Annotated in this window: 23 protein-coding genes and 1 tRNA gene; 13 read left to right on the forward strand and 11 right to left on the reverse strand. The window is 55.6% G+C overall.

Annotated elements, in window-relative coordinates:
- Positions 1 to 5 precede the first annotated feature (5 nt).
- Positions 6 to 602 carry a flagellar motor protein MotB gene (locus tag AAC632_RS12220; protein ID WP_445322661.1) on the reverse strand — a complete coding sequence of 199 codons (597 nt, stop codon included), beginning with the start codon at positions 600 to 602 and terminating at the stop codon, positions 6 to 8.
- A 150-nt stretch (positions 603 to 752) separates the two neighbouring features.
- Between AAC632_RS12220 and aroQ the strand changes: the two genes are divergently transcribed.
- Positions 753 to 1190: a type II 3-dehydroquinate dehydratase gene (aroQ, locus tag AAC632_RS02850; RefSeq protein ID WP_340243793.1), complete on the forward strand. Its 438-nt coding sequence runs from the start codon at positions 753 to 755 to the stop codon at positions 1188 to 1190.
- Here the strand turns inward: aroQ and AAC632_RS02855 are convergent, their stop codons facing one another.
- Both AAC632_RS02855 and AAC632_RS02860 read right to left on the reverse strand, forming a co-directional pair.
- Positions 1191 to 2075 (reverse strand): UDP-2,3-diacylglucosamine diphosphatase, encoded by an 885-nt coding sequence (locus tag AAC632_RS02855; protein ID WP_340298241.1) that lies wholly within the window; start codon positions 2073 to 2075, stop codon positions 1191 to 1193.
- On the reverse strand, positions 2068 to 3132 hold the full coding sequence (locus tag AAC632_RS02860) for a glycosyltransferase family 4 protein (RefSeq protein WP_340298240.1): 1065 nt from the start codon (positions 3130 to 3132) through the stop codon (positions 2068 to 2070). The genes AAC632_RS02855 and AAC632_RS02860 overlap by 8 nt, the downstream gene beginning before the upstream one ends.
- A 165-nt stretch (positions 3133 to 3297) precedes the next feature.
- Between AAC632_RS02860 and AAC632_RS02865 the strand changes: the two genes are divergently transcribed.
- The gene (locus tag AAC632_RS02865; protein WP_340298238.1) at positions 3298 to 4698 is read left to right on the forward strand and encodes an amidase; all 1401 of its coding nucleotides are present in this window, start codon (positions 3298 to 3300) and stop codon (positions 4696 to 4698) included.
- Between the two features lie 165 nt (positions 4699 to 4863).
- Here the strand turns inward: AAC632_RS02865 and AAC632_RS02870 are convergent.
- From AAC632_RS02870 to AAC632_RS02885, 4 genes are all read right to left on the reverse strand, one after another.
- Positions 4864 to 4939: transfer RNA gene (locus AAC632_RS02870), tRNA-Thr, on the reverse strand.
- A gap of 59 nt (positions 4940 to 4998) precedes the next feature.
- Positions 4999 to 6570 carry a heme biosynthesis protein HemY gene (locus AAC632_RS02875; RefSeq protein ID WP_340298237.1) on the reverse strand — a complete coding sequence of 524 codons (1572 nt, stop codon included), beginning with the start codon at positions 6568 to 6570 and terminating at the stop codon, positions 4999 to 5001.
- A 13-nt stretch (positions 6571 to 6583) separates the two neighbouring features.
- Positions 6584 to 7843 (reverse strand): COG4223 family protein, encoded by a 1260-nt coding sequence (locus tag AAC632_RS02880; protein ID WP_340298236.1) that lies wholly within the window; start codon positions 7841 to 7843, stop codon positions 6584 to 6586.
- 113 nt (positions 7844 to 7956) lie between these two features.
- A complete protein-coding gene (locus AAC632_RS02885) occupies positions 7957 to 8685 on the reverse strand; it encodes a uroporphyrinogen-III synthase (RefSeq protein ID WP_340298235.1) in 729 nt (242 codons plus the stop codon).
- 91 nt (positions 8686 to 8776) lie between these two features.
- Between AAC632_RS02885 and tsaD the strand changes: the two genes are divergently transcribed.
- The 4 genes from tsaD to AAC632_RS02905 are packed head-to-tail and all read left to right on the forward strand — an operon-like array spanning position 8777 to position 11497.
- Positions 8777 to 9868, forward strand: coding sequence for a tRNA (adenosine(37)-N6)-threonylcarbamoyltransferase complex transferase subunit TsaD (gene tsaD / locus AAC632_RS02890; RefSeq protein ID WP_340298234.1), 1092 nt, complete (start codon positions 8777 to 8779; stop codon positions 9866 to 9868).
- Complete coding sequence (locus AAC632_RS02895) at positions 9865 to 10803, forward strand: NAD(P)H-dependent glycerol-3-phosphate dehydrogenase (RefSeq protein WP_340298233.1); 939 nt, start codon at positions 9865 to 9867, stop codon at positions 10801 to 10803. Before tsaD ends, AAC632_RS02895 begins: the two co-directional genes overlap by 4 nt.
- 5 nt (positions 10804 to 10808) lie before the next feature.
- Positions 10809 to 11081 carry a YciI family protein gene (locus AAC632_RS02900; protein ID WP_340298232.1) on the forward strand — a complete coding sequence of 91 codons (273 nt, stop codon included), beginning with the start codon at positions 10809 to 10811 and terminating at the stop codon, positions 11079 to 11081.
- Positions 11081 to 11497 carry an EVE domain-containing protein gene (locus AAC632_RS02905; RefSeq protein WP_340298231.1) on the forward strand — a complete coding sequence of 139 codons (417 nt, stop codon included), beginning with the start codon at positions 11081 to 11083 and terminating at the stop codon, positions 11495 to 11497. Before AAC632_RS02900 ends, AAC632_RS02905 begins: the two co-directional genes overlap by 1 nt.
- Positions 11498 to 11712: 215 nt before the next feature.
- On the opposite strand, the gene AAC632_RS02910 is transcribed toward AAC632_RS02905, so the two are convergent.
- Together AAC632_RS02910 and ahcY are read right to left on the reverse strand one after the other, a co-directional pair.
- Complete coding sequence (locus tag AAC632_RS02910) at positions 11713 to 12054, reverse strand: DUF2853 family protein (RefSeq protein WP_340298230.1); 342 nt, start codon at positions 12052 to 12054, stop codon at positions 11713 to 11715.
- 158 nt (positions 12055 to 12212) lie between these two features.
- The gene (ahcY, locus tag AAC632_RS02915) at positions 12213 to 13598 is read right to left on the reverse strand and encodes an adenosylhomocysteinase (protein WP_340262812.1); all 1386 of its coding nucleotides are present in this window, start codon (positions 13596 to 13598) and stop codon (positions 12213 to 12215) included.
- 163 nt (positions 13599 to 13761) lie between these two features.
- On the opposite strand from ahcY, the gene AAC632_RS02920 reads away from it, so the two are divergent.
- On the forward strand, positions 13762 to 14361 hold the full coding sequence (locus AAC632_RS02920; protein WP_340298229.1) for an HD family hydrolase: 600 nt from the start codon (positions 13762 to 13764) through the stop codon (positions 14359 to 14361).
- 3 nt (positions 14362 to 14364) lie between these two features.
- Here the strand turns inward: AAC632_RS02920 and AAC632_RS02925 are convergent, their stop codons facing one another.
- Positions 14365 to 14922 (reverse strand): ActR/PrrA/RegA family redox response regulator transcription factor, encoded by a 558-nt coding sequence (locus tag AAC632_RS02925; protein ID WP_340243822.1) that lies wholly within the window; start codon positions 14920 to 14922, stop codon positions 14365 to 14367.
- 139 nt (positions 14923 to 15061) lie between these two features.
- Complete coding sequence (locus AAC632_RS02930) at positions 15062 to 15745, reverse strand: SCO family protein (protein ID WP_340298228.1); 684 nt, start codon at positions 15743 to 15745, stop codon at positions 15062 to 15064.
- A 93-nt stretch (positions 15746 to 15838) separates the two neighbouring features.
- Between AAC632_RS02930 and regB the strand changes: the two genes are divergently transcribed.
- The 6 genes from regB to addA all read left to right on the forward strand — a co-directional run bounded on the left by regB (position 15839) and on the right by addA (position 26439).
- Positions 15839 to 17263, forward strand: coding sequence for a sensor histidine kinase RegB (regB, locus tag AAC632_RS02935; protein WP_340298227.1), 1425 nt, complete (start codon positions 15839 to 15841; stop codon positions 17261 to 17263).
- A 158-nt stretch (positions 17264 to 17421) separates the two neighbouring features.
- Positions 17422 to 17712, forward strand: coding sequence for a hypothetical protein (locus AAC632_RS02940; protein ID WP_340298226.1), 291 nt, complete (start codon positions 17422 to 17424; stop codon positions 17710 to 17712).
- 93 nt (positions 17713 to 17805) lie between these two features.
- Complete coding sequence (gene tsaE, locus AAC632_RS02945) at positions 17806 to 18336, forward strand: tRNA (adenosine(37)-N6)-threonylcarbamoyltransferase complex ATPase subunit type 1 TsaE (RefSeq protein WP_340298225.1); 531 nt, start codon at positions 17806 to 17808, stop codon at positions 18334 to 18336.
- On the forward strand, positions 18333 to 20012 hold the full coding sequence (locus tag AAC632_RS02950) for a phosphotransferase (protein ID WP_340298224.1): 1680 nt from the start codon (positions 18333 to 18335) through the stop codon (positions 20010 to 20012). The genes tsaE and AAC632_RS02950 overlap by 4 nt, the downstream gene beginning before the upstream one ends.
- Entirely contained in the window at positions 20009 to 22987 is a 2979-nt protein-coding gene (gene addB / locus AAC632_RS02955; RefSeq protein WP_340298223.1) for a double-strand break repair protein AddB, read from the forward strand. The genes AAC632_RS02950 and addB overlap by 4 nt, the downstream gene beginning before the upstream one ends.
- A complete protein-coding gene (gene addA, locus AAC632_RS02960; RefSeq protein WP_340298222.1) occupies positions 22984 to 26439 on the forward strand; it encodes a double-strand break repair helicase AddA in 3456 nt (1151 codons plus the stop codon). Before addB ends, addA begins: the two co-directional genes overlap by 4 nt.
- Positions 26440 to 26471: the final 32 nt, after the last annotated feature.

The following is a 26471-nucleotide window of genomic DNA, read 5'->3' on the forward strand; positions in this document are numbered from 1 at the left end:
CGTCTTTATGGCATGCGCAGCACCTCAACCTGATCGGCGGCGATTTCAACCCCACCTGCCATAACCAGGCGCAGTTGATCCCCCTCCATCCGCGCTTCATGAATGCGGGTAAATACGCGGACAGGTTCGGTTTTTGGAACCTCCTTCCCCTCGATATAGGCGCGCGTCTCAAATCGATAGGTGCCATTCGGCAAAGCGGCGCCTGCCTCTGTTTCACCCGTCCATCTGAGCCGTCCCCCTGCAGGGTCAATTGCTTGGGTTTGCACAACTTGGCCCCCGGAATTCATCACCACCAATTCCATCCGCGCGGCACGATCATTTTGCGCCGCGGAGAGCTCGGAAAAGGGGCTTTCACCGCCAAATGCGCCCTCGCCACCACCAGAAATTCGGGCAATTGGAACATTGGGGCTAAAATAATCTGCGATACCCTTGCGCTGCTGCTCGGTTGTGGCGTTCAAAAGCCACATCAACATAAAGAACGCCATCATCGCGGTCACAAAATCCGCATAGGCCACTTTCCACGCGCCGCCGTGATGACCATCCCCGCCAACAACCTTTTTCCGTTTAATGATAATGGGGCGATTTTTCAGATCATCAGCCATAGGCGGCACCCACATTCCCAAAGACAAAGCCTCACCAGCCCATAGCGTAATGCGAGAAACTTTAGGATCGGGTAAACGGCTTTTGCACTTCCCCCAAAGCCGTGGTTAACTGCACGAAAGAACAATCTGCTCATATAGGATGGCATAACGATGGCGCGGATGATTTACATTCTCAATGGCCCAAACCTTAATCTCTTGGGCAAGCGAGAGCCGCATATTTACGGGCATGAAACCCTTGAAGATGTTGAACGGCGGTGTAAGGCGCTGCTTCCCGAAGGGTTTGATCTCTCTTTGCGCCAATCAAATCACGAAGGCCAACTCATTGACTGGATCCATGAGGCGCGCGAAGCCGCCTGTGGTATTGTCATCAATCCAGGCGCTTATACCCATACCTCAATCGCAATTTATGATGCGCTTTGTGCCTATGAGGGGCCAGTGATTGAGGTGCATATATCGAATGTTCATAAACGCGAAGCGTTTCGCCATCATTCCTATGTCTCTGGGCGTGCCGAAGGCGTGATCGCAGGGCTTGGGCTTGACGGATATGAGGCCGCCACGCGGCGCATCGTGACCCTAAATGGCGCGTAATTAGCCCACGCGGCGGTCATGCCATAGCTTTCGGATATAGGTTTCCACAGTCGCGCCAAGCATATCATTGCGGCGGGGCAAATCTGACTGCGTGTCCCCTGTTGGCGCTGTTTCAATCAACTCAAGCTGGCCATTTTCATGTTCGGCAATCGCGTGATGCGGCCCGTCACGGCGCACCCATGAGCCACAATTGGCGAACACACCCCCGCCGGCTTGGCTCAATTCAGGCATATGACTGTGGCCGCAAATGATGCCGTCCAACCCGTCACGCGCAGCGCGCTCAAGCGCGAGCCGTTTGAAGGACTGACCCAAAAGCGGCATCCCCCCTTCAATGGATTTGCGCAAAGACCATCTTTTTTTTCGGCTGGCCACCTCTGAGACGCGGCGCGGGTTGATAGGCTGAACATAGCCTTTCTCAGTCAACCACGACCAAAGATTATCCAAGGATTTAGACGACCCTTTGACCAGACGATTGTCAAATTGATCGCCATGCATGACCAAATACCGCCGCCCATCAGCCGCCAAATGGATCACCCGCTCCTCAATCCGAAGCCCTAATTTTCGCAAAATCAATGGTCGGAGAACCGTGGGTAAAATCTCGCGCAACTTTTCGTCATGATTGCCCGTGATGACCGTCACCCGCACACGTTCATCGCGGCGCAGGCGTAATATCTCGCTCAACACGTTCTGACAATCGTCATTCCAGAACCAACGCTTTTCTAATTTCCAGCCATCAATCACATCGCCAACCAAAAACAGGTTGCGGAATTCATAGCGCGCCAAGAGCCGCCGAACGGCCGCAAGATCAGCAGCTTTGTGGCCCATATGCAGATCAGAGAGAAACAAACTTCTGATCTTGATTGGCTGACGGCGCGGATCAGCCATGGCTCTCGCAGACAAGGTTCTTGTGGAACACATCGGCCACTTCTGGCCATGAATAGCGCGCCTTGGTTTTGTCATGCCGTTCTTGCGGGCTACCTTTGGCAGCAAGAGCGCGGCGCACAGCATCCGCAAGATCAGTGTCACTGATCGCCCCAAGGGTCGGATCGTGACCCATAATGTCGGATGGGCCTGGTTCGTCAAAGGCCGCAATTGGCAAGCCTGAGGCCAACGCCTCAATCAAAACAATTCCAAACGTGTCAGTGCGCGAAGGAAATACGAAAACATCCGCATCCCGATAGGCATCGGCCAAAGCGCGCCCTGTTAAGCTGCCTGTAAACCGCACGCTGCCATAGGCTTTGCGGAGATGTGACAAAAGCGGGCCATCCCCCACAACGATTTTTTCCGCTGCAATTGGAAGCGCAAGGAAAGCTTCGATATTCTTCTCTTTAGATACGCGCCCCACATAGAGAAGCCTTGGAGGCTCGGCGCGCTTTGGATCGGGGACGGGATAGAACAGATCATAATCTACACCACGCAACAACCGCACCATCGGCGCGGTAAACCCGCTATCTCGCAACTGCTGCTCAATCCGCGCAGTCGCAACAAATACGCAGGTCGAGGCATTGTGAAATTTACGCAAAACGGCCATGACACTCCGCTCAGCGAAACTGCTCAAAAATTTGGGAACGCGCAGCGCAATATATCGGGCAAAATCGGTGTGGAAGGCCGTGGTGAATGGAACGCCGCGCGCCGTGCAATAGCGCCAAGCCGCCCAACCCAGTGGGCCTTCAACCGCGATATGGATTGCATCTGGCGCATAGTCTTCAATCAATCGGCGCAAAGGGCGCGCGGGTAAGATTGCCAGTTCAATCTCTTTGTAAAATGGCAGCGCGATCCGCCGAAAATCTTCTGGGCCAATGACCCGAACATCCACATTGCGCGCTTCAAGCGCAGCGATGATATTTTGGTAAGTGCGCACCACACCATTGATCTGGCCGCCCCATGCGTCCGAAATGATCAAAACACGTTTTGGCATTGGCGCTGTTGAGGTGCCGCCCATAGTCGCCTCGCTGATCCGCCATCAAACTTCGTCCCAGATGGCGCGTCTTTGTGACAGGTGCGTGTCAACTTGTGCAAAAAGCCAAAAATTTCTGAGATTTGCTATATCTTCACAACAGCGCAGGCTTCGTTCTTTATGGGGCAACCACATTTTGCGAGATGGATCATGACGACAGCTTATCGCCCCGCCCATGAATTGATGGATGAAATCGCCAAAGGCAGTCTTTCTCCGAGCGCGCTGATGGAAGAAAGCTTGGCGCGCATCGCGGCGACCAATCCCAAGATCAATGCCATCGTGGCGCTCCGTGATGAAGCTGCCTTGATGGACGAGGCCCGCGCCATGGACGCGGCCCCTCTAAAAGGGCCACTGCATGGCCTGCCTTTTGCTGTGAAAGATTTGGTTGCCACCAAAGGGATCACAAGCAGCTGGGGATCACCGATTTTCAAAGATTTCGTACCGAGCAAAGACGACCTTCTTGCAGCGCGCCTCAGGGCCGCTGGTGCGATTTTAATCGGCAAGACGAATGTGCCTGAGTTCGGTTTAGGATCGCACAGCTTTAATCCCCTCTACGGCACAACCAAAAACCCGTATGATTTAGAAAAATCGGCAGGCGGGTCATCGGGCGGCGCAGGTGCGGCTTTGGCGGCGGGTTTGGTCAGTCTTGCCGATGGATCAGACATGATGGGCAGCCTGCGCAATCCGGCCGCATGGAATAATCTATATAGCCTAAGGCCCACGCATGGTCTGGTGCCCGCCGAACCCCAAGGCGAAATGGTCATGCATCCCTTGTCTACCGATGGGCCAATGGCACGCAACCCACAAGATTTGGCACTTTTGTTGAATGTCCTTGCAGGGCCTGATCCGCGCGTGCCGTATCATTGGCCCAAATGTGACTTTCAAAACCTGCCGCATTTCTCTGGGGCCAAAATTGCATGGCTTGGCGATTGGGGTGGGGCCTTAGCTTTGGAGCCTAGCCTAATCACCCATCTCGAGGCCTCTTTGGCAATTCTGTCCGAAGCAGGTGCTACAGTTGCGCCAGACAAACCACCTTTCCCATTCGAGAAGATTTGGGCCTCATGGTGCAGGCTTCGGCATTTTGCAATCTTGGGAAAATTGGGGGGCTATGCGTCCAATCCTCTCCAACGCGACCTGCTAAAACCCGAAGCGATTTGGGAGATTGAGGGCGGTCAATCTCTAACCCCTGCCGATATTCTCGCCGCAAGTGCGGATCGATCTGACTGGCTACGGGCCTCTGCGCACAGCTTTGAAACCGTTGATTTCCTTGCCCTCCCCGCAACGCAGACATGGCCCTTTGCAGCAGAGCTACGCTATCCCAAGGCGATCAATGGCCGCGCAATGGATACCTATCACCACTGGATGGCGGTCGTCACACCCGCAAGCCTTGGCGGCTTACCCGCCCTAACCCTGCCAGCTGGTTTTTGTGAAACAGGCCTTCCCGCGGGAATTCAAATCATCGGGCCAAAAGGATCAGATGCGCAGCTTCTGGCACTCGCCAATGCCTATCACAGCGTCAGTCCGTGGAAGGACAAACGCCCCATACTGTAACCGCCGCCACTCAATCAAGATCCGAGGCAAGCGATGAAGGCAACGCGCACGCGCGCAGGAGCAAACACGCAGCCGCGCGCGTGCGGGACGCGAAACAAAAAAGGTGGATGATCGCCACCCATTAACCGCCAATATACTGATATTTCGTAATAATTGGTCTGAGAGTGGTGCCGCTGAAGGGACTCGAACCCCCGACCCCATCATTACGAATGACGTGCTCTACCAGCTGAGCTACAGCGGCCACGGGCGCGCTCTTAGCAAGGTTGTGCGCGCTTGTGTAGACCTTAATGTGATCCGTGTTTAATTTACGCCACGGGCGGCCTGCACCGCGTCTGCGCCCTTACTGGCGTCCTCCTCATCATCAATCCGGAATTCAGGGCCCAAAGTTAACGTATCCTCGCCCGATACGGGCTCGACCATAGGCTCAGATGGGGCTGTCTGCTGTGGGGTTGCAACTGTTTCAGGCGTTTCCACCGCAGCGGGGCTTGGGCCATCCAAGGCACCCACGATCAAAGGCAGCATCTGTTCAGGCCCTTGGAGCGCGGCCTCACTTTGCGGTGGCACCGCCCAATGCAATGTATCGAAGCCATCACAATGGGTGCAGGTTGGGCGCCATTCGGCATGAACATGGCCACAGGCCTCGCACAACCATTGCGGCCCACGCGATGCTGTAACTGCTTTTGCAAGCCAAGCCCGGACCAGACGATCTTCACCGCCTTCGCCGCGCTCAATTGCGGCCATAACAGTCAGGCTGCGCGCATCTGGCTCATCCTGTGCCAAACTGCCAAGGGCCTTGCGGGCCTCGCCAAATTCCTTCGCGGCGATTTGCAATTCCGCCTCCAAAAGGCGTGCCTCGCGGTGGCCTTGATGCTGCTTTAACAAAGGACGGAAGCGTTTGATCCGCGCCTCTGGCGTTTCTTCGGGAACGATTTCGGCAAAAGCCGCGGCCAGATCAGGGTGCGGCGCAAGACCCCATGCTTTTTGGATCATCGATGCGGCCTGCTTTGCCTTACCCTCGGCAATCGACATGCGCGCCGCCATCACTGCGGCGGGCACAAGGCTGGGCGATTGGCGATTGGCGGATTTTGCCAACTCTGTCGCACGGGCAATTTGGCCATCTGCCAAAGCCTCACGCGCATCGGCAAGGGCCAAGACAGCATCACGGCGCTTATGCACATCGCGCGGCAAAGTGCCTGACCGCAGTTTTGCATTCAATGTGGCCCGTGCCCCTGCCCAATCTTCATATTGCGCTTGAAGACGCAGCAACGTGTCCTGCATATCCGCATTTTTGGGCCGCAGGGCGAGGGCCTTTTCAGCGAGTTTCAACGCCGTGTCGGTGTCACCTGCGGCCAATTTCTGCTGCAACAAGCCCCGAACACCGACAAAACGGGTGCGCTCATCTTGAACCAAGGCTTTGAATGCTTCGGTCGCGCGGGCCTTGTCGCCCGCCATTTCCGCCCCTTGGGCAATCAATAAATTCGTCACCTCTGGCCGCGTCAGCAGCTTGGCTGCCCGCTCTGCTTTACGGATGGCCAAATGCCCTTCACCCGCGGCAAGGGCGAGGATCGAGTCCGACAATGCCTCAAACCCGCGTTTTTCACTGCGGCGATTGAAGTAACGGGTCAGTGCAGTTTCATCGCCATTGAGGAAACGGATACCCGCCACGACCAGCCCTGTGAGGCGCATCAAAACCCACACCAGAACCAAAGCGGCCAGCGCCAACAACATCGACACAAAAGGTGTCAGAACAAATTCGCGCCCTGCCACCGTGATTAGCGCCACATCACCGATCTCGAGCAAATAGGTGGACCCAATCGCCAAAAGGGCGGTGGCGGCTACGAAAATCAGCGCCTTGAGCATGGACCACAACATCACATCACCCCCCTTAACCCGCTTGACCGATTGCGGCGCGATAGGTTTCGAAGGCCTCAGTCACAGAGAGATGCACCTCAACCTGAGCGACCCAATTCGAAAATACGGCTTGGGCAGGGGCAGGCAGGGCCGAAAGTTCGGCCAAAGCCAAAGACAAATCGCCTTGATCAACAGCCCCTTGGGCACGGGACAAGATTGCATCTGGGTCATCCCCGTCACGCGGGCTCAGCGACCGACCACCAATTTGGCCTTGCAGGAACGCCCCCACTCGCGCGCTTAGTGTATCGCCTGCCGTTTCGCGCAAGGCAATTGGCAGCGCATCGCGCGCCAAGGGCGCAAATTCCGTGTGAAGCTGCGACAGGCGTACTAGTCCCGTCTCGGCCGCAGTGTGCAACAGGGCGGGGGCGGAGATGCCTGATCCTGCCTCCGCATCAGATAGCGCTGCTGCAAACGGCGCACCGCTTTCCATCGCCAATGTCAGGCGCACAATCGCGCTGCTTGCCTGCAGGCGCGCCACTTCATTGGTGATCGTCTCACGCAATGCAGCGAGTTCGGTTTCAGCATCTCGTGAAACGGCCTCAAGCGCGCCCCTTTGGCTGTCTACTAGCGCCTGCAATATGGCAATCTGCTGATCCAACGCGACACCATTTGCCCCCAAAAGTGAAACATCTACACCTTCGGGGCGGGCTTCAAGCGTGGCAATGCGCGATTGCAGATCGGAGAGCGCGTTGGCTTGCGCCGCAAGATCGGCGTCAAGCTCATCAAGCTTGGTGGTGATTGGGGCCAAATCAACCTGCGGCACCGAGACTGCATCAATATCCGCGCGAAGATCGGCCAAATCCGCCTCAAGCGGTGCAAGATCGACTGTGGCAGCCCCTTGGTCCGCGAGGCCTGCGCGCAGTTCATCCTGTGTTGCCTCAATGGCAGAGAGACGCGAAGCAATATCATTGGAGAGCTCCGCGCTTGGCAAAAGACTGGCCGCAGCGAAGCCAAGCCCGGCGGCAAGACCACCGCCTAAAACCATCGGCCAGACCGAATTGCGTGGCTTTGGTAAAGTCGTGGCAGCAGGCGCTGTATCGGATTGGCTTGGCACAGCATCCGTTGCGGGCTTAGTTGCAGCATTCGGCGCAGGTTTTGCAGTGGTTTTTGCCGTGGTCTTTACAGCCGCTTTAGGTGTCGCCTTCGCTGAGGTCGATTTGCGCGCCTGTGATGGTGTCCGTTTTGAACGCGACCCCGTCGAAGCCTGCGAAGATGTTGATTTTTTTTCCGCCATACAGACCTCTTACCCGTCAGAATCATGCTGTCCAGTTACATTGACAGCGTTTTTCAGCAGCTTAGAGCAGCCATCCCATGCGCTCAAGCTTTGCAGGCCACCCGATCGCGCCTTTAGCGAAGATATCTCGCTAGCGCATCAATCATCGCGCCCGCATTAGGGGATTGCGCCACAGATACCCGCGCTTGAAACGCGGCAGGGATGGCATCAGCGGTTGCTGCACTGATCGCAACAAGCCGCAAATCCACGCCCATGTTTTCTGGCAAAGCATCAAAAAACAAGGCTGCAGAGCGGGGTGAAAACAGCGGGACAACAATCGATCTATCGCTCTGAAAAAGTGAGGTAAATTCAACATCAGGGGCCAGTGCATCCTGCGCGTATATCGCCAAGTGATCAGCAGTCTGGCCTGCAGCTTGCAAGACCGCGCACAGATCGCCCGCTTGGTGGCGCCCGTGCAAATGGAGCACCCGCGCCGAGCGCGGCAGATCGGCCAAGATCAACGCTGAAAGATCGGTGACATCACCCTCCGCAGATCGTGCCACTAAACCCAAAGCCTGCGCCGCTTGCGCGGTTTTTTGCCCAACACAATAGGCTGTGACCCCCAAAGCCGCGTCAGGTTCCTTTGACAATTCAGAAAAGGCAGAAACCCCGTTTTCCGAGGTGAACACGACCGCATCATAGCGCGAGATATCCACATCCACTGGGATCACAGACATCGTCATCAGGGGATGGATCGAAAGCGCGGGCCGCTGCCCCAAAGCCGCCGTCATCTCATCAGCAAACCGCTGCGATTGCGCAGCAGAACGGGTCAGAAGGATCAAAGGGCAAGCATTGTCAGCCATAGCCTGCAATGATACCTGCCTTGCGAGGCGCTTACAATTGGCTTCCATCGCAGATATCTTTGGTCTGTAATGGGCGAAGGATTCACGGGGCATGACCGCAGGGCAAACACTAACCATCTTGGGGCTGGAATCGAGCTGCGATGATACGGCCGCTGCGGTGCTGCGCCGCGAGGGTTCGGGGGATCTTATTCTTCTGTCTTCTGTTGTGGCAGGTCAAACGTCTCTACACGCCGAATTTGGTGGCGTGGTTCCCGAACTGGCCGCCCGCGCCCATGCTGAAAAATTGGATCACATGGTCGAAGAGGCCTTGGCGCAGGCAGATATCCCCTTAGCCGATATAGACGCCATCGCGGTCACTGCGGGCCCCGGTCTCATTGGGGGCGTTTTGTCAGGCGTCATGGCCGCCAAAGGATTGGCTTATGGTCTCAGCAAACCCTTGATTGGGGTTAATCATTTGGCAGGCCACGCCCTGACCCCACGCCTGACAGATGGGATGCGTTACCCCTATCTGATGCTCTTGGTTTCAGGGGGGCATTGCCAGTTTTTACATGTCAAAGGCCCTGACGATTTCACGCGCCTCGGGGGCACAATTGACGATGCCCCAGGCGAAGCCTTCGATAAGGTTGCACGGATCATGGGATTGCCCCAACCTGGCGGGCCATCAGTGGAAAAGGCGGCACAATCTGGGGACCCCCGCCGATTTTCACTTCCCCGTCCGCTCTTAGATCGCGAGGGCTGCGATATGTCATTCTCAGGCCTAAAAACGGCTGTGCTACGCCAACGTGATCAATTGGTTGCCGCCCAAGATGGGCTTTTTGAACAAGACCGCGCGGATATTTGTGCCAGTTTCCAAGCTGCAATGCGTGATGTTTTGGCCGAGAAATCACGCCGCGCCTTGGCCTTGGCAGATGGGATCACGGGCTTCGCTGTGGCGGGTGGGGTGGCCGCAAATCAAACCCTGCGCAAGGCGCTTGAGGCTGTCTCGGATGAGGCCAATACGCCATTTGTCGCGCCACCATTGGCCCTATGCACAGACAATGCTGCTATGATCGCCATGGCGGGGCTAGAACGCTATCTCGAAGGGGCGCGGGATGATATGACGTTATCCGCCCGCCCACGCTGGCCCTTGGATCAAAGCGCCCATGCCATGCTTGGCTCAGGAAAAAAAGGGGCGAAGGCATGATTGATATCGCAGGCGCAGGCGCCTTTGGCACAAGCCTTGCCATAGCATTGGCCCGTGCGGGTCGGCCTGTGCGCCTTTGGGCCCGAGAGGGTGCCGAAAACATGCGCCAATCCCGCGAAAATACGAAACGTCTGCCCGATATCCGCTTGCCTGACCAAATAGAAGTCACGGATGATTTAGACGCGCTGAGAAGCGATATTTTGCTACTGGCCATTCCGACGCAAAAGCTTGGGTCATTTTTAGATGGCTATAGGCCGCACGCGGGTCATCTTGTCTCCTGCGCGAAGGGGATTGATTTGACCACGGGTCTTGGCCCTGCATCACTGCTGAGCGCGCGATTTCCAGACAAAGTCGCGGCACAGCTCACGGGTCCCAGTTTCGCGGTCGATATCGCGCGCGGCCTGCCAACTGCCCTGACCTTGGCGTGTCAGGATGCGACCGCCGTGACTACGCTGCAAAAGGCGCTATCCACGTCCAATCTACGCCTTTACGGAAGCACCGATGTTATCGGGGCAGAGATGGGGGGCGCCCTAAAAAATGTAATCGCCATTGGGGCAGGTGCAGTCATGGGGCGGGGCTTGGGCGAGAGCGCGCGCGCCGCCCTTATGGCCCGCGGCTTTGCCGAAATGCGCAGGATCGCACGCGGGTTTGGCGCGATAGATGAAACGCTTTCAGGACTGTCGGGACTTGGCGACTTGATCCTGACCTGCACGTCGGAAAAATCGCGCAATATGCGCTTTGGCCTCTCCCTGACCCAAGGCACAGCTTGGTCGGAGGACAGCACAGTTGAGGGGGTTGCGACCGCGCGGGGCTTGGCCGCGCGGGCTGAAATTGACACACCCCTTGTCGATGCCGTGGCCAAGCTGAGCGCAGGTGAAGTAGAGTTTGACGAAATAACAGAGGCGCTTTTGGCGCGCCCTTTGACCATGGAGTAAAGAAAATGCGTTACGCGTTGATGTGCACAGACAAGGCCGAAGCCCTACAAGCCCGCCTTGATAACCGCGAGGCCCATTTGGCCTATATCGCCGAGACAGGCGTGGTTGAAATGGCAGGCCCACTTTTGGATGAGGCAGGCAAGATGATCGGATCGCTCATCATCATCGAGGTCGAAACCCGCGCAGACGCCGAAGCTTGGGCCACAAATGATCCTTACGCAAAAGCAGGGCTTTTTGCGAAAACCCGCATCGAAGCATGGAAAAAGGTCATCGGCTGATGGCGTATTGGCTGTTCAAATCCGAACCCGACACGTGGAGTTGGGCGCAGCAATCTGCCCGCGGGGATCAGGGAGAGGAATGGAACGGCGTGCGCAATTATCAGGCGCGTAACTTCATGCGGCAAATGGAAATCGGGGATCAGGGGTTTTTCTATCATTCCCAGACCGAAAAGGCCGTGGTGGGCCTTGTCGAAGTCATCGCCACAAGCCACCCCGACAGCAACACGGACGACCCGCGTTGGGACTGCGTGGACATAAAAGCCCTCCGCTCCATGCCCCGCCCTGTGAGTTTGGAAATGGTTAAGGCCGAGCCTCGTCTTGCCAAAATGGCCTTGCTGCGCCAATCGCGCCTCTCGGTGCAACCCGTGACACCAGAGGCCTGGGATATCATCTGTAAAATGGGTGGGCTGGAATAAAGAAGGAGGGTCTCGATCAGATCGGAACCCTCCGCCACCCACGCGCTCTTCTCGCTCCGCACGTGTTCGAATGAGGGCCCGCCATACTGGGTATGGATAACATAACCCTTGCGAGCAATCAAAAAAAAGCACGTCGAATTTTATCGATCACATAAGAAGGCCCCCAACACCGCCGTGGCAGTTGGGGGCCTGTTTGACTGATAAAGCGGTCAGGTTCAGCGATAGACGCTTTCTTTACCGAAATGCTTGACCAGCATGTAATAGATCACCGCGCGGTATTTGTTCCGCTCTGAGCGACCATAGGTTTCGATGACGCTATTGATCGCATCCATCAACTGAGGGCCATCGGCCAGACCCAGTTTCTTGATCAGAAAATTATTCTTCACCGTTTCCAATTCGGACGGTTGGCTGCCTGCCACTGTTGAGGCATCTGCATTATAAATGGACGGCCCTAGACCAATCGTCACCTTGGTCAGAAGATCCATATCCGCATTCATGCCGCATTTGTTTTTCAAATCGCCCGCATATGTGGCGATTAAATCATCACGTTTGCCCATCACAAACTCCCCCTAAAGACACATTGGCCCGAAGGGTAATCCCATCGGGCTAAGGGCAGACTGGCAAGTCAAAGATAAAAAATAAACCTAAAAATAAAAGATCGGGTGCTTTTGCCCGATCTTTCAATCTTTTCAGCCATATCGCGCAGGGTCGCGCGTCAGTAGCGGTAATGCTCTGGCTTGAATGGGCCTTCAGGCTGAACACCGATATAATCCGCTTGGGATTTATCCAGCTTGGTCAGCTTCACGCCAATCCGATCCAAATGCAGACGGGCCACTTTCTCGTCCAAATGCTTGGGCAGAATGTAAACCTCGTTCTTATAATTTCCGCCATTCTTCCACAATTCAATCTGCGCAAGCACCTGATTGGTGAAGGAAGCGGACATCACGAAAGAAGGATGGCCTGTGGCATTGCCAAGGTTCAACAAGCGGCCTTCAGACAAAAGAATGATGCGGCTGCCCGAGGGCATTTCGATCATATCCACTTGCTCTTTGATATTAGTCCATTTGTGGTTTTTCAAAGCCGCAACTTGGATCTCATTGTCGAAATGGCCGATATTGCCCACGATGGCCATATCCTTCATTTCGCGCATATGTTCGATGCGGATGACGTCCTTGTTGCCCGTGGTGGTGATGAAGATATCCGCGCTTGCGACCACATCTTCCAACAGCACCACTTCGAACCCGTCCATCGCGGCCTGAAGCGCGCAAATCGGGTCAACCTCGGTGACTTTAACGCGCGCGCCCGCGCCGCGCAAACTCGCGGCGGAACCTTTGCCCACATCGCCATAACCACAGACGACAGCAACCTTACCTGCCATCATCGTATCAGTCGCGCGGCGGATACCGTCAACGAGCGATTCTTTACAACCGTATTTATTGTCGAATTTCGACTTGGTGACGCTGTCATTGACGTTGATCGCAGGGAAGGGCAACTGACCCTCACGCACCAATTGATAAAGGCGGTTCACGCCTGTGGTGGTTTCCTCAGAAACGCCCTTGATCTGGTCGCGCACTTTGGTGAACCAGCCCGGGCTTTGCGCCATGCGCTTTTTGATCTGCGCTTTGATCACTTCTTCTTCTTCAGATTGCGGGACGGGGATGATGTCCTCGCCCGCTTCGGCGCGCGCGCCTAAAAGAACATAAAGCGTGGCATCACCGCCATCATCCAAGATCATGTTGGGGCCATCCTCAAAGAGGAAGGATTTATCAAGATAATCCCAATGCTCTTCCAAGGTTTGGCCTTTGATGGCGAAAACGGGGATGCTGGCCTTGGCAATCGCGGCAGCCGCGTGATCTTGGGTCGAGAAGATATTGCAGCTTGCCCAACGCACATCGGCACCCAAAGCCGCCAATGTTTCAATCAGAACGGCAGTCTGAATGGTCATATGCAAAGAGCCGACAATGCGCGCGCCTTTGAGGGGCTTTTCGGCGCCATATTCCGCACGCAATGCCATCAGGCCTGGCATTTCCGTTTCAGCAATGTCCAATTCTTTGCGGCCATAATCGGCAAGGGCGATATCTTTGACGATGTAATCTTTCACGAGTGCAGCCTCCTTGAGGGCGGATAATCATGTCTCTAATTTGGCGTGGCCATAGCAGCCTTGCGGCCCCACAGCAATGGCGCTGCGTCCATTCGCGCGGGATGCGTTGCATCTGAAGCGAAGGGCTATATGGTTTCGCAAAACGTGAAGGACAAAAGAACCTATGCCGCGCTCAACGCCCATCCGTGCTTGGCAACGAATGTTATCGGGTCGAAGGCTAGACCTGCTTGACCCCACACCCGTTGATATCGAGATCGAGGACATCGCCCATGGCCTCGCGTTCGTAGCGCGTTGGAACGGTCAAACGCGCGGCGATTATCCTTATTCCGTGGCTGAGCATTCGCTGTTGGTTGAACATATTTACGACCTGCAACATCCCAACGGCCCCTTGAAATGGAATCTGGCTGCGCTTTTGCACGATGCGCCCGAATATGTGATTGGCGATATGATCAGCCCCGTTAAATCTGCCGTGGGGCCTGGGTATGCGGAATTGGATGCACGCTTAACCGCTGCAATTCATCTGCGGTTTGGCCTGCCTGCAGAATTGCCCAAAACGGTCAAAACACGGATCAAACAAGCGGATCGCATCAGCGCGTGGATCGAGGCCGTGCAAATCGCAGGCTTTTCAGAAACCGAAGCAGATCAATTTTTTGGCAGGCCCGAAGCCAAGCTTCTGTCGCAAATCACCCTTGCGCTGCGCCCGCCCGCAGAGGTGCGCGCAGATTTCACAGCACGGCACAACGCGCTCATCGTTCGGATTTAAGACTTACTTAGGGCTGCGCTTCGCCAAAATCCGTTGCAACGTGCGGCGATGCATATTCAAGCGCCGTGCCGTCTCAGACACATTGCGATCACATAGCTCATAAACGCGTTGAATATGTTCCCAACGCACGCGGTCAGCACTCATCGGGTTTTCGGGCGGTGGGGGGAGATCATCATCACTGGCCAAAAGCGCGGCGGTGATGTCATTTGCATCCGCTGGTTTCGACAGATAATCAGTCGCGCCAATCTTTACCGCAGCGACCGCAGTTGCAATCGCACCATAACCCGTCAAAACGACAATCCGCGCATCGGGCCGTTTCGCGCGGAGTGTTTCCACAACATCCAAGCCATTGCCATCTTCAAGCCGCAAATCGACAACTGCATAAGCAGGCGGGCGGGCCATCGCGATTGCTTTCCCTGCTGTCACAGTTTCGGCGGCTTCGACCTCAAACCCACGCTTTTCCATGGCGCGCTGCAATCGGCGCAGAAACGGCTCGTCATCATCCACCAAGAGAAGTGACTTGTCAGGCCCGATATCCCGTAAACTGCGCTCTTGCGACATTGGCGTTCCTCCCATGGAGCCAGTCTGCCCAAGGCTCTGGCGGCCAAAATTGGTCTGTATAGCTTAATTAGGGAGAAAATCTGCGCGGGTCAAATGCACGATGTCCGTGACCCACGCAAAGTGATTTGCAAGCAAAGGTTTAGCTGCTTGCATCGAGGAAACACTGCACCGCATCTGCCATCTCTGCAGGGGCGGTATCGCGGCGGAAGAATTCGACAAACCCTGTATCAGGCAACACCAAATAGGTAAAAGTCGAATGATCCACCAAATAATATGGATCGCTCCCATCATCATGGCTGTTGTAATAGGTGCGATAAGCACGGCTTGCAGCGGCGACTTGCGCGTCACTCCCCGTCAGGCCGATCATATCGGGATGAATGTTTTCGGTAAATTCACGCAGCCTTTCGGGCGTGTCGCGCTTAGGATCAATTGAAATGAAAACAGGCAAGACGGCTTCACCGCGTGCGGCGAGAATATCCACAACTTCTGCATTTCGCACCGTGTCCAGCGGGCAAACATCAGGACAAAACGTGTAGCCAAAATAAAGCAAGGTTGGCTCAGTGATCAGCGCCCCACTTGTGACCAACGCGCCGTCCTCGGTGATTAATTCAAACGGGCCGCCAATGGTATCAGACCCGCCCGCGATAACGGTTGAGCGGCATTGCGCATAGGCATCCTCGTTTTGAACAAGCCCCGCGCCACCAAGCGCGCTTGGTTGTTGAAACAATGTCAAAGGCGAGCGCCCTTGCAAGATCAATGCCGTTGTCCCGCCCAAAACCAGAACGAGAATTGCAAAGGCACCAATTGCAAAATACCGTGTCATGAAGCAGCCTTTCACCGCGTTAGTCCCATTTGGGGCAATCTATGGCGAGACCCGCAGAAATTCATCCCCACCTGACTGTGACAGAAAGCCCCAATGACCAAAGACCCCGCCCAAAGATTATTTGCCGATGATGCGCGCAGCGATTGGGTGCGATTAGAGACGCTCTTGCTGTTGCGCTGGTTGGCGATCATTGGCCAGACGATCACTGTCGCCATTGCCGCCTATTTCATTGGCCTTCGGGTGGAATTGGGCCTGTGCTTTTTGGCCATTGGCGCGAGTGTCATCTCTAATCTTGTCGCGATGGCTATTTTCCCACGCAGCCAGAGATTGTCTGATCGCGATGCAATGCTTACCCTTCTTTTTGACCTTACACAGCTGGGGTTTTTGCTGTTTCTGACAGGAGGGTTAAACAATCCTTTCGCCTTGTTGATCTTGGCGCCTGTAACCATTTCGGCCACCGCGCTGACGCTAGGTTCAACTGTCATGCTTGGCGGGATTGCCATTGGTTTGATTACAGTTTTGGCCTTTTACCATGTGCCACTGCGCAGTTTGGACGGATCAGTTCTACAAATCCCCCCGCTTTTCTTGCTTGGGTTTTGGATTGCGATTGTCATCGGCATCGTCTTTCTATCCTCCTATGCGCGGCGCGTGACCAAAGAAACGCATTCGATGAATCAGGCTCTCTTGGCCACGCAAATGGCCCTTGCGCGGGAACAAAAGCTCACCGATCTTGGGGGTGTGGTCGCTGCAGCGGCCCATGAACTGGGCACACCCTTAGCCACGATAAAACTTGTCTCTAGCGAATTGGCCGATGAACTGGCCGAGGCGTTATCAAGCCGACCTGATCTGTTCGAGGATGCAAAATTGATCCGTGACCAAGCGGATCGGTGCCGTGATATCCTTCATTCCATGGGGCGTGCGGGCAAGGATGATTTGCAAATGCGGTCCGCCCCCTTTGGCGAAGTGCTCCGCGAAGCGGCGGAACCCCATGCTGATCGGGGTATTGACCTGCTCTATGATCTGGCACCCGCCCTACCCGATGTCGGCGATGAGGACAGTGCCCCGCCTGTGATCTATCGCAAGCCTGAAATCATCCACGGCCTGCGCAATCTTGTCCAAAACGCCGTAGACTTTGCCAATGCGACAGTCTGGATTGAGGCAACATGGGATTTGGCCGAAATCCGTCTTTGCGTCATTGACGATGGCGCCGGTTTTCCCCCTGAGGTGTTAAGCAGGCTGGGCGATCCATTTTTACGCCGCCGCACCAGACAATCCAACAGCCCGCAACGTATCGGGTATGAAGGCATGGGACTTGGCCTATTTATCGCCAAAACCCTATTAGAGCGTTCGGGCGCGCGGGTTAGCTTTCGTAATTCCAGCGACCCATTCCTGACAGCAGCGGAAAAGGGCGCCAAGCGCGGCGCGGTGGTTGAGGTTGTTTGGCCAAAGTCGCGGATTTGTTTGTCTGAAGAGGAACGAAATAAGCCCCTAGGACAAAACAAAACTTTTTCTCCGTGAAAAACCCTCAAAATTTACGATAATTAACAGAATATTAAGATTTAATCCCCAGTGTTATCCCCAAGGGGTGTTTATGCCCTTCACGCAGCGCGCGTTCATTCTGCACAGTGAGCGCGCTAATATTAATTGGACGATGCACATCTCTGGGGGGTAAGGGTATGGCCGCAATCGGTGCAAACCCGCTATTCATTGTCGGTGGTGTCAGCTTCTTGGCGGCTCTGGTGGCTAGCCTGATGGTTCAGTTTGTCATTTTGCAACAAGGCCGCAAACTGGGGGGGCGGATGGATCGCATCCCGCAAGATGCGATGCGGAAATATGTGTTTCGCGAAAATTACCTGATTTCAGATGTCGAAGCCACTGATTGGTATTTGGCCGATCCCGAGGATCGCGCAGGCGCTTGGCGCAATCTTGCCCTAGGCTTAGAGCATCTGCACCAATCACAATGCTGATGAATTACGCCGCATCACAAAACGGGTAAATATCGAAGGCCGATCCCTTCTCTATGGCTTGCGCCCCGTCTGATCCCTTGTAAACTTGGCGCAATGTCTGATGGATCCGCTGCACCCCTCTCTGATTTGCCACCTTGCCATGCACATCTGTGCTTGGCTTCGCCCGAAGCCATGTCAGAATTTACAGAGGCCCTCGCGCCGCTTTTGGAGTCAGGTGATGTTTTGGCGCTTTCTGGTGATCTTGGCGCAGGTAAAACCCATTTCGCGCGTGGGGTGATCCGAACCCGACTCGCGCAAATCGGACGCGTGGAGGACATCCCCTCCCCAAGTTTTACGCTGGTGCAAATCTACGAGGCCCGCCCCTGTGATATTTGGCATGTTGATCTGTATCGCCTCGGTGATCCGCGTGATGTGGATGAGTTGGGCCTTATAGATGCGTTTGAAACGGAAATATGCCTGATCGAATGGCCCGAACGGATGATGGCCGATCTCCCAACGCGCACAATCTGGCTTTCGTTTATATATGACCAAAGCGCCCCTGATCAGCGTCATATCAGGCTCTGTGCGTCCCAAGATCATCCCAAACTTCCGCAACTTTGCGCCTTGGCTGAGAGGTATCCATGACCACGCTCTCACCAGAGGCACGCGCTTTTCTCGACCGCATGGGATGGGGCATGGCCAAGCCAAGCCCAGTTGCAGGCGATGCTTCGGCGCGCAGCTATACCCGCCTGCATCTCTCAGACGACTATAGTGCGGTTCTGATGCAGGCGCCTAAAAGCGAAATCAAAAGCCAAGCGGCGTTTCGCTATGTGGCCGCCTATTTGCGCGGCTTGGGCTTGTCGGCGCCCACAGTTTTTGGCGAAGATGTTGATGCAGGCTTCCTCTTGGTTGAGGATTTTGGCGATCAAACCTACAGCGCAATTTTGGATCAAGGCCTGACCCATGAGGTTGAGCTTTATCACACCGCGCATGATCTTTTGGCGGTTTTGGCGCGGACGGGCGCAATGGGTGGGCTACCCATTTTGGCCGCCGCTGAATTGGCGCGATTGACCGTAGTCACCTTTGAAGAATTGCCCGAAAACCATGCGCTGAAATCTGAACAAGCCGCCTTTCAAAACGAGCTACAAGGCCTTGCAACATGGATCTTGCGGGGCGTGCCTGTGACGGTGTTGCGCGATTTCCATGCGGGAAATCTGATTTGGCTGCCTGACCGCACAGGGCTGCAACGTGCGGGCGTTATTGATTTTCAAGACGCACTCTGCGGCCCCAAAGGCTATGACCTCGTCTCGCTGATTGATGATGCACGGCGCGATCTGTCGCTTGAATTGCGCACCACATTGATCCGCGATCATGCGCATATTTTGAACATCAGCGAAGATGATATGATCCTGAGGACAAGCCTGCTCTCGCTGCAACGCAACTTCCGTATTTTGGGGCTGTTCCGCCGCCTCGCGCGGACTGGAAAACCAGAGTATCTGCGGCATATGCCACGGGTTGCCGCCCATATTCTTCGCGCTTTAGACCATCCAACGCTTGCGCCCTTGGCCACAACAGCGCGTGCGATCTGCGCGCATTATCTGCAATCCACCGCCGATCACGCCCCCCGCGGTGCAATGATCATGGCCGCAGGGTTTGGCACGCGTATGGGGGCGTTAACCAAAACCACGCCAAAGCCATTGCTGCGGGTGGCGGGACGGGCCTTGATTGACCATGCGCTTAATGTTGCGCGCGCGGGGCATGCCGCGCCATGCGTGATCAACACCCATTATCACGCCAATCAAATGCGCCACCATCTGCGCAACGCAGAGGTCATCCTCAGCGAAGAGCAGCCAGAGATTTTGGAGTCAGGCGGCGGTATTCGCCATGCCCTGCGCTACTTCGCGGATACTGCGATTTTTACACTGAATTCTGACAATGTTTGGACGGGCCCAAATCCCTTTGCCACGCTGTCTGCTGCTTGGCGGCCCACAGAAATGGATGCGCTGATGCTGCTTGTCCCACGGGACAAGGCCACAGGCCGTCAGGGGGATGGTGACTTGGGCCTTGATGCCACAGGGCGGGTTTTGTTTGACGATCCCCAAAAGCCCTATGTGTTCACAGGCGCACAAATCCTAAAGACCGCACCAATCGCCGCCATGGATATCCCCAAATTCGGCCTTCGGATGCCGTGGGAAACCCTTGCGCAAGAGGGGCGGCTGTTTGGTGTCATCCATCAGGGCGGATGGGCCGATGTGGGGCATCCAGAGGGGATCGCGTCAGCAGAAGAATTGCTTGCCACTGAAAAGGTAGCCGCCACATGAGCGGGCGAAACCTCTTTGCCACCCCCATTGGGGTAGAGTTTACCTCAGCATTGATTGCAGGGCTGGACGCGCGGCTTGCAGGGCAGCCACCCGAGGCGATTGCGCGCGTGGAAATTTGGGTGAACTCCGCCCGAATGGAACGAAATCTGCGCGCCCAATATCTGCGCAAAGAAGCGGCATTTTTGCCCCGCATTCGGCCATTCGAGGCCATGGCGCATCTGCCTGATTTGGGTGGTATGGCACAACCTGCCTCAGATTTGCGGCTGCGTTTGCATCTGGCGCAACTGGTCGGGCGGCTTTTGGATGCAGCCCCTGATTTGGCACCGCGTGCCTCGATCTGGTCGCTTGCCGATAGCCTTGCCAATCTATTGGCGGAAATGCACGAAGAACGGGTCGCGCCCGAGGTGCTACAGCGTCTGAATGTCGAAGGACATTCAGAACATTGGCAGCGCAATCTAGAGTTCATCAAAATCCTACGGCACTATTTTGAGGACAACCCCGACCTGCTCACCCAAGCTGCACGCCAAAGCAGTTTGATTGATCGTTTAGCGCAACATTGGCAGGACAACCCACCTGACCATCCCGTTATTATTGCGGGATCAACAGGGTCACGCGGGGCCACCGCGCGCCTGATGAAGGCGGTTGCAGGGCTTAATCACGGCGCGGTGGTTCTGCCAGGATTGGATTATGATCTACCGCATGACATTTGGCAGGCGCTTTTGTCGGGCGATGGCCCCACGGGCGGCCTGACGGGGCAAGACCATCCGCAATACCGATTGGCAAAATTTGCGCATGACTTGAATGTGAACCCTTGGGAAATCCCCCGTTGGATTGAAACCACGCCCCATAATGAAAACCGCAATCGCCTTGTATCCCTTGCCCTAAGACCTGCCCCACAAACGGATCAATGGCTTGAGGAAGGGCCAAAACTTAGCGATCCCCAAGGCGCTCTGCGCGATGTGACCTTGATTGAAGCTGAAACCCCGCGCGAGGAGGCGATGAGCATCGCCCTCGGACTGCGTCACGCCATCGAGGCGGACAAACGGGTCGCGTTAATATGCCCAGATCGGATTTTGGTGCGTCAGGCCTGTGCCATCCTTGCCAGATGGTCGCTCTATCCTGACGATTCTGCAGGCGTGCCCTTGGGGGAAACGGCAACGGGGCGCTTCTTGCGCCATGTCAGTGATCTGATGCTTGCGCCTTTGACGGGCGAGCGGTTGTTGATCATGCTCAAACACCCCCTTTGTCACTCTGGCGGCGCAGATCGGGGCGCGCATCTGCGCCGCACCCGCGAGCTAGAACAAAAGATGCGGCGGTGTCTGTGGGCGTTTCCAAAACGATCTCAGATTATGGATTGGGCGGCTGAGCAAACCGATGATCCAGACCTGATGATCTGGGCGGACTGGGTTTGCCGCGAATTGATAGATCGGCCCATCTTGCCACAATCAGGTGCGATGGCTGAGTTCGTGCGCGCCCATATCGCTTGGGCCGAGCGTTTGGCAGCGGGCCCTCAGGCCACTACCGAGGCCGAAGCATCGGGCGCACTTTGGCGCCAAAATGCGGGCGAAGAGGCGCTACGCCTGATGAACCGCTTAGGCAAAGAAGCCGATGCCGCAGGCGCAGTGAGCTTGCGTGATTATCGTGACCTCTTTTCTGGCATCCTCAGCGAGGCCCTTTTGCGCAACCCCGTCCGACCACATGCAGATCTGTTGATCTGGGGGCCGATGGAGGCGCGGGTGCAAGGCGCAGATCTTTTAATACTTGCAGGCCTGAACGAAGGGGTTTGGCCCAATTCAAGCGGCGCTGATCCATGGCTTAATCGCGCCATGCGGGCTGAGGCGGGGTTGCGCCTCCCAGATCGGCGCATCGGCCTTGCCGCGCATGATTTCCAACAGGCACTCGGCGCGCAAGAAGTTTGGCTCACCCGCGCCAAACGCGATGCAGAGTCCGCCACCATCCCGTCCCGATGGCTCAACCGCTTGGTGAACCTCCTTCGTGGCAGCAGCGATGCAAGCCGCGCGGCCTTGAGTGAAATGACCGAACGAAGCGCGTTTTGGTTAAGCCTTGCCGCAGAGATCGACAGACCAGAGGCGCAAGACCTAAAGCCACGCGCCAAACGACCTGCACCGAAGCCCCCCGCCGATGCGCGACCAAAATCCCTTTCGGTGACGCGCATAGAGACCCTCCTGCGCGACCCTTATGCGATTTACGCCCGCTATGTATTGGGTCTGTATAAATTGGGCGAATTAAACGCCCTGCCCAATGCCACAGATCGGGGAACCGCGCTGCACCGCGTGTTGGAGCGCTTCGTTGACCAATGCCGCAGCGCCGAAGACTTCGGCGACCTGACATCCGCCCGAACAAAACTTTTGACCATGGCCGATGAGGTATTTGCCACAGATGTCCCATGGCCCTCGGCCCAACGGATGTGGCGCGCCAAGGTCGTTAAATTCGCCGATTGGTTCGTTGAAGGGGAATTGCAACGGCGCCAAACCCAAACCCCAGAATTGCTTGAGGCCAAAGGATCTTGGCCGATTGCCGAAATTGATTTCACCCTCACAGGCAGTGCAGATCGAATTGACCGCGATCAAAACGGGAATTTATGGATTTACGACTATAAGACAGGATCCGCTCCAACGCCCAAGCAAGAAGCGAACTTTACGAAGCAACTTTGGCTTGAGGCGTTGATGGCCGAAGCGGGCGCGTTTACGGGCAAACCTGAAACCGTTACAGGTCATGGCTATCTTGCACTTGGGAAACAATCGGATGGCAGCGATTACATCACTGCAGATGATCTGCGCGGCATGTATGAAAGCTTCCTGACACTCATCCGCGCCTATCAGTCGCCCGACAAAGGCTATATCTCGCGGCGTGCCGTGTTTGATCAGAATTTTGACGGCGATTATGATCACCTCGCGCGCTACGGGGAATGGGACGAAACAGAGCTTCCACCACAGGAGGCTGACCCAGAATGACCCTGACGCCCCCAAAATTTGACGAAGCCACGCTGGCACAGGTGATTTCAGCGGATCCTTTGCGCTCGACTTGGCTGTCGGCCAATGCTGGCTCCGGAAAGACGCGAGTTCTGACAGATCGCGTATCGCGCCTCTTGCTGCAATCTGTGCCGCCTGAACGGATTTTATGCCTGACCTATACCAAGGCTGCCGCGGCAGAGATGCAAAACCGCCTTTTCTCGCAACTTGGCAAATGGGCGATGTTAGCCGATGCCGAGTTAATCAAAGCCTTGGCGAAATTAGGGGTAGCCGAGGACGACCTTGGCACAGACACGCTCGCCCATGCCCGCACGCTGTTTGCGCGGGCGGTTGAGGCACCAGGCGGTTTGAAAATCCAGACAATCCACTCCTTTTGCGCCTCAGTTTTGCGGCGCTTTCCTGTTGAGGCGCACATATCGCCCGCCTTTGAGGAAATGGATGATCGCGACCAGACCGACCTCATCTCGGAAATCCTCGAAGATATGGCTACCGATAGTATCGGACAGGGCCGTATCGCATTGGATGCGGTCGCCCCGTTTGTGTCTGACCTCGATGGGCACGAACTGGCCAAGGCGGTCATCAACAAGCGAGAGGCGTTTGATCCTGCCGCCACAGAAACTCAACTACGCCAGTTTTTTGAGCTTGGAACCAAAACTTTTGCAGATCTGATATCTGAGACATTCATGGGGGATGAACAAGCACTTTGCAATAAATTGGCCAAGCTGTTGAGCTATGACAACAACAGGCAAAGAAAGTCCAAGATCACACTAGAAACCTATGATTGGTCAAAACACAGCCTTACTTCCATCGCTGCGATAGAAGATGTTTTCGTCAACGGATCAACGGCGAAAAACAATCCAGATCAGGCCAAAGGCGCCACAATTTTCAACACAGATGTGCGCAAGGAAATGGGGGATGATTTCCCAGCCCTTTGTGATTTCATGGAGCGCCTTGCAACAGCGCGGCAGACCCGCCGCGCCTTGATCATGTTTGAAAAATCAAACACGCTGCATCAATTCGCGGCAGAGTTTCTCGCCCGATATGATCGCGCCAAGGAACGGCGTGGTTGGCTTGATTTTGACGACCTGATCCGCCTGACCAATCGACTTTTGACCAAAACCAGTCTGGCCCAATGGGTGTTGTTCCGCCTTGATGGCGGCATCGACCATATGCTTGTGGATGAGGCGCAAGATACCTCTCCCGCGCAATGGCAGATCATTGCAAAACTGGCTGAAGAATTTGCGGCGGGCCAATCCGCGCGCGATGGTTTGACCCGCACAATTTTCGTTGTGGGGGATAAAAAGCAATCCATCTATTCTTTCCAAGGGGCCGATCCCGAAGGGTTTGATCGCATGCGCGATGAGTTTGATCATCGCCTTGCCGCGGTGCAGTCGAAACTCCATAAAAACGTGCTGAAATATTCCTTCCGCTCGGCGCCAAGCATTTTGCAATTGGTTGACCGCGTGGCCGCCGATCAAGCCTATGCGGGTTTGGGCCAAGATGTGGAACACGCGGCCTATTTTAGCGACCTTCCCGGGCGGGTGGATATTTGGCCCGCAATTCCAAAAACCGAAAAAGCGGATATCCCCGAATGGGACAGCCCCGTAGATTTGGTTCATGACAGCCACCACACCGTGATTTTGGCTGATCAAATCGCTGATTTCATCGCGCAGAAAATCAATTCAAAGCAGATGATCCGCCTGAAAGGGGTAGACCCGCGTCCTGTGCGACCGCGTGATTTTTTGATCTTGCTGCGCAAGCGCAGTGATTTGTTTCACCAAATCATCCGCGCGCTCAAGTCACGGAATTTGCCCATCATGGGCGCGGATCGCCTGCGCATCAGCGCAGAACTGGCTGTGCGCGATCTCACGGCATTGATGAACTTTCTTGCGACACCAGAAGACGATCTTTCACTGGCTGCTTTTTTGCGCTCTCCCCTTGGCGGTTTGAGCGAAGACCAACTTTACGAGTTAGCCCATGGCAGGGCGGGCACGCTGTGGCAGGCGCTCTCTAACCACTCTGCTTACGCGGGGATCGTGTCCACGCTGTGGGAGTTGCGGAACAAAGCTGATTTTGAGAGGCCCTACGAGATTCTGGAAAATATCCTCACCCAAAAAGATGGCCGGCGCGCTTTGATTGCGCGGTTGGGTCAAGAGGCCGAGGATGGGATCAACAGCCTGCTGCAACAGGCGATGAGCTATGAGCGCCACGATGTGCCTAGCATTGCGGGCTTTGCTGCATGGCTTCGGCGCGGGGATGTGACCATCAAGCGGGACATGTCAGGGGATGATGACCAAATCCGCGTCATGTCCATTCACGGGGCCAAGGGTTTAGAAGCCCCGATTGTGATCCTGCCCGATACAGCGCGACAGAATAGTCGTGGCGGGGGTGGGGTTAATCTGCTTCAACCCAAAGACGGGCCACTAATTTGGGCGAATTCGTCAGACGACCTCGATGCCGATCTGCGCGAAGTCCACGAGGCGCGCAAAGCCGCGCAGAATGAGGAAGAAAACCGCCTGCTTTACGTTGCAATGACCCGTGCAGAGACTTGGTTGGTTGTCGCAGCCGCAGGTGATTTATCAGCAAAGTCGGGCGACAAACTATGTTGGTATGATCAAATTCGCGCCGCCGCAGAAAACCTGCCCAATGTGAAAGCCATAGACATGGCGGGGCAAACGGGGCTGCGACTGGAGAATGGCAACTGGGATAGTCACGCCCTCGACACATCTGAACCCGCCTCGCCTCAAGGTGTTTCTGCACAGGTGAAAGCAGCCCTCGCCTCATGGGTGCGACAAGCACCGCCTCCAAAGGCAAAAGACAAACCTGCGCTCACCCCTTCAGATTTGGGGGAGACACCCGCACCTAGCCCGCAAGAGGCCGCCCTCAAGACCCAATTGCGCGATGCGGAGGCAGCCAAACTGCGGGGGCGGCGTCTGCATCTGTTGTTAGAGCATTTGCCCAAAACAACACCCGCCGCATGGGCTGCAACCGCGCCCATGATTTTGGCGGCTGAGGGCGATTGCAGCCCAGAGGAATGCGCCGCCCTCTTGAGAGAGGCAGAGCGTGTCTTGACCCACCCCAATTTGCATGAGCTGTTTGCAGGGGATGCCTTTGCCGAAGTGCCGCTGACAGCCTTTAGCAAAACATTGAACCATCAGGTCTATGGCGTGATTGACCGCTTGATCCTGCGCGATGCAGAAGTATTGGCAGTAGATTTCAAATCCAATCAAATCGTGCCGCAAAGCCCTTCTGAGGTTTCCGAAGGTTATCTGCGCCAAATGGCGGCCTACGGCGAAATGCTAAGGGCGCTATATCCCACACGGGTCGTGAAATTGGCCATTTTGTGGACAAGTAGGCCAAGCTTGATGGAGCTGCCCGATAATCTGTTAGAACAAGCGCTGCAAAGAGCCGCAGGGAAAGGCGTGGGTTCTTGACGCGGGGCAACGGCATTCATAGGTTCCGTGTT

Origin of the sequence: Roseobacter sp. HKCC-CH-9351 (assembly GCF_037830295.1) — a bacterium.
Lineage (GTDB): Bacteria > Pseudomonadota > Alphaproteobacteria > Rhodobacterales > Rhodobacteraceae > M30B80.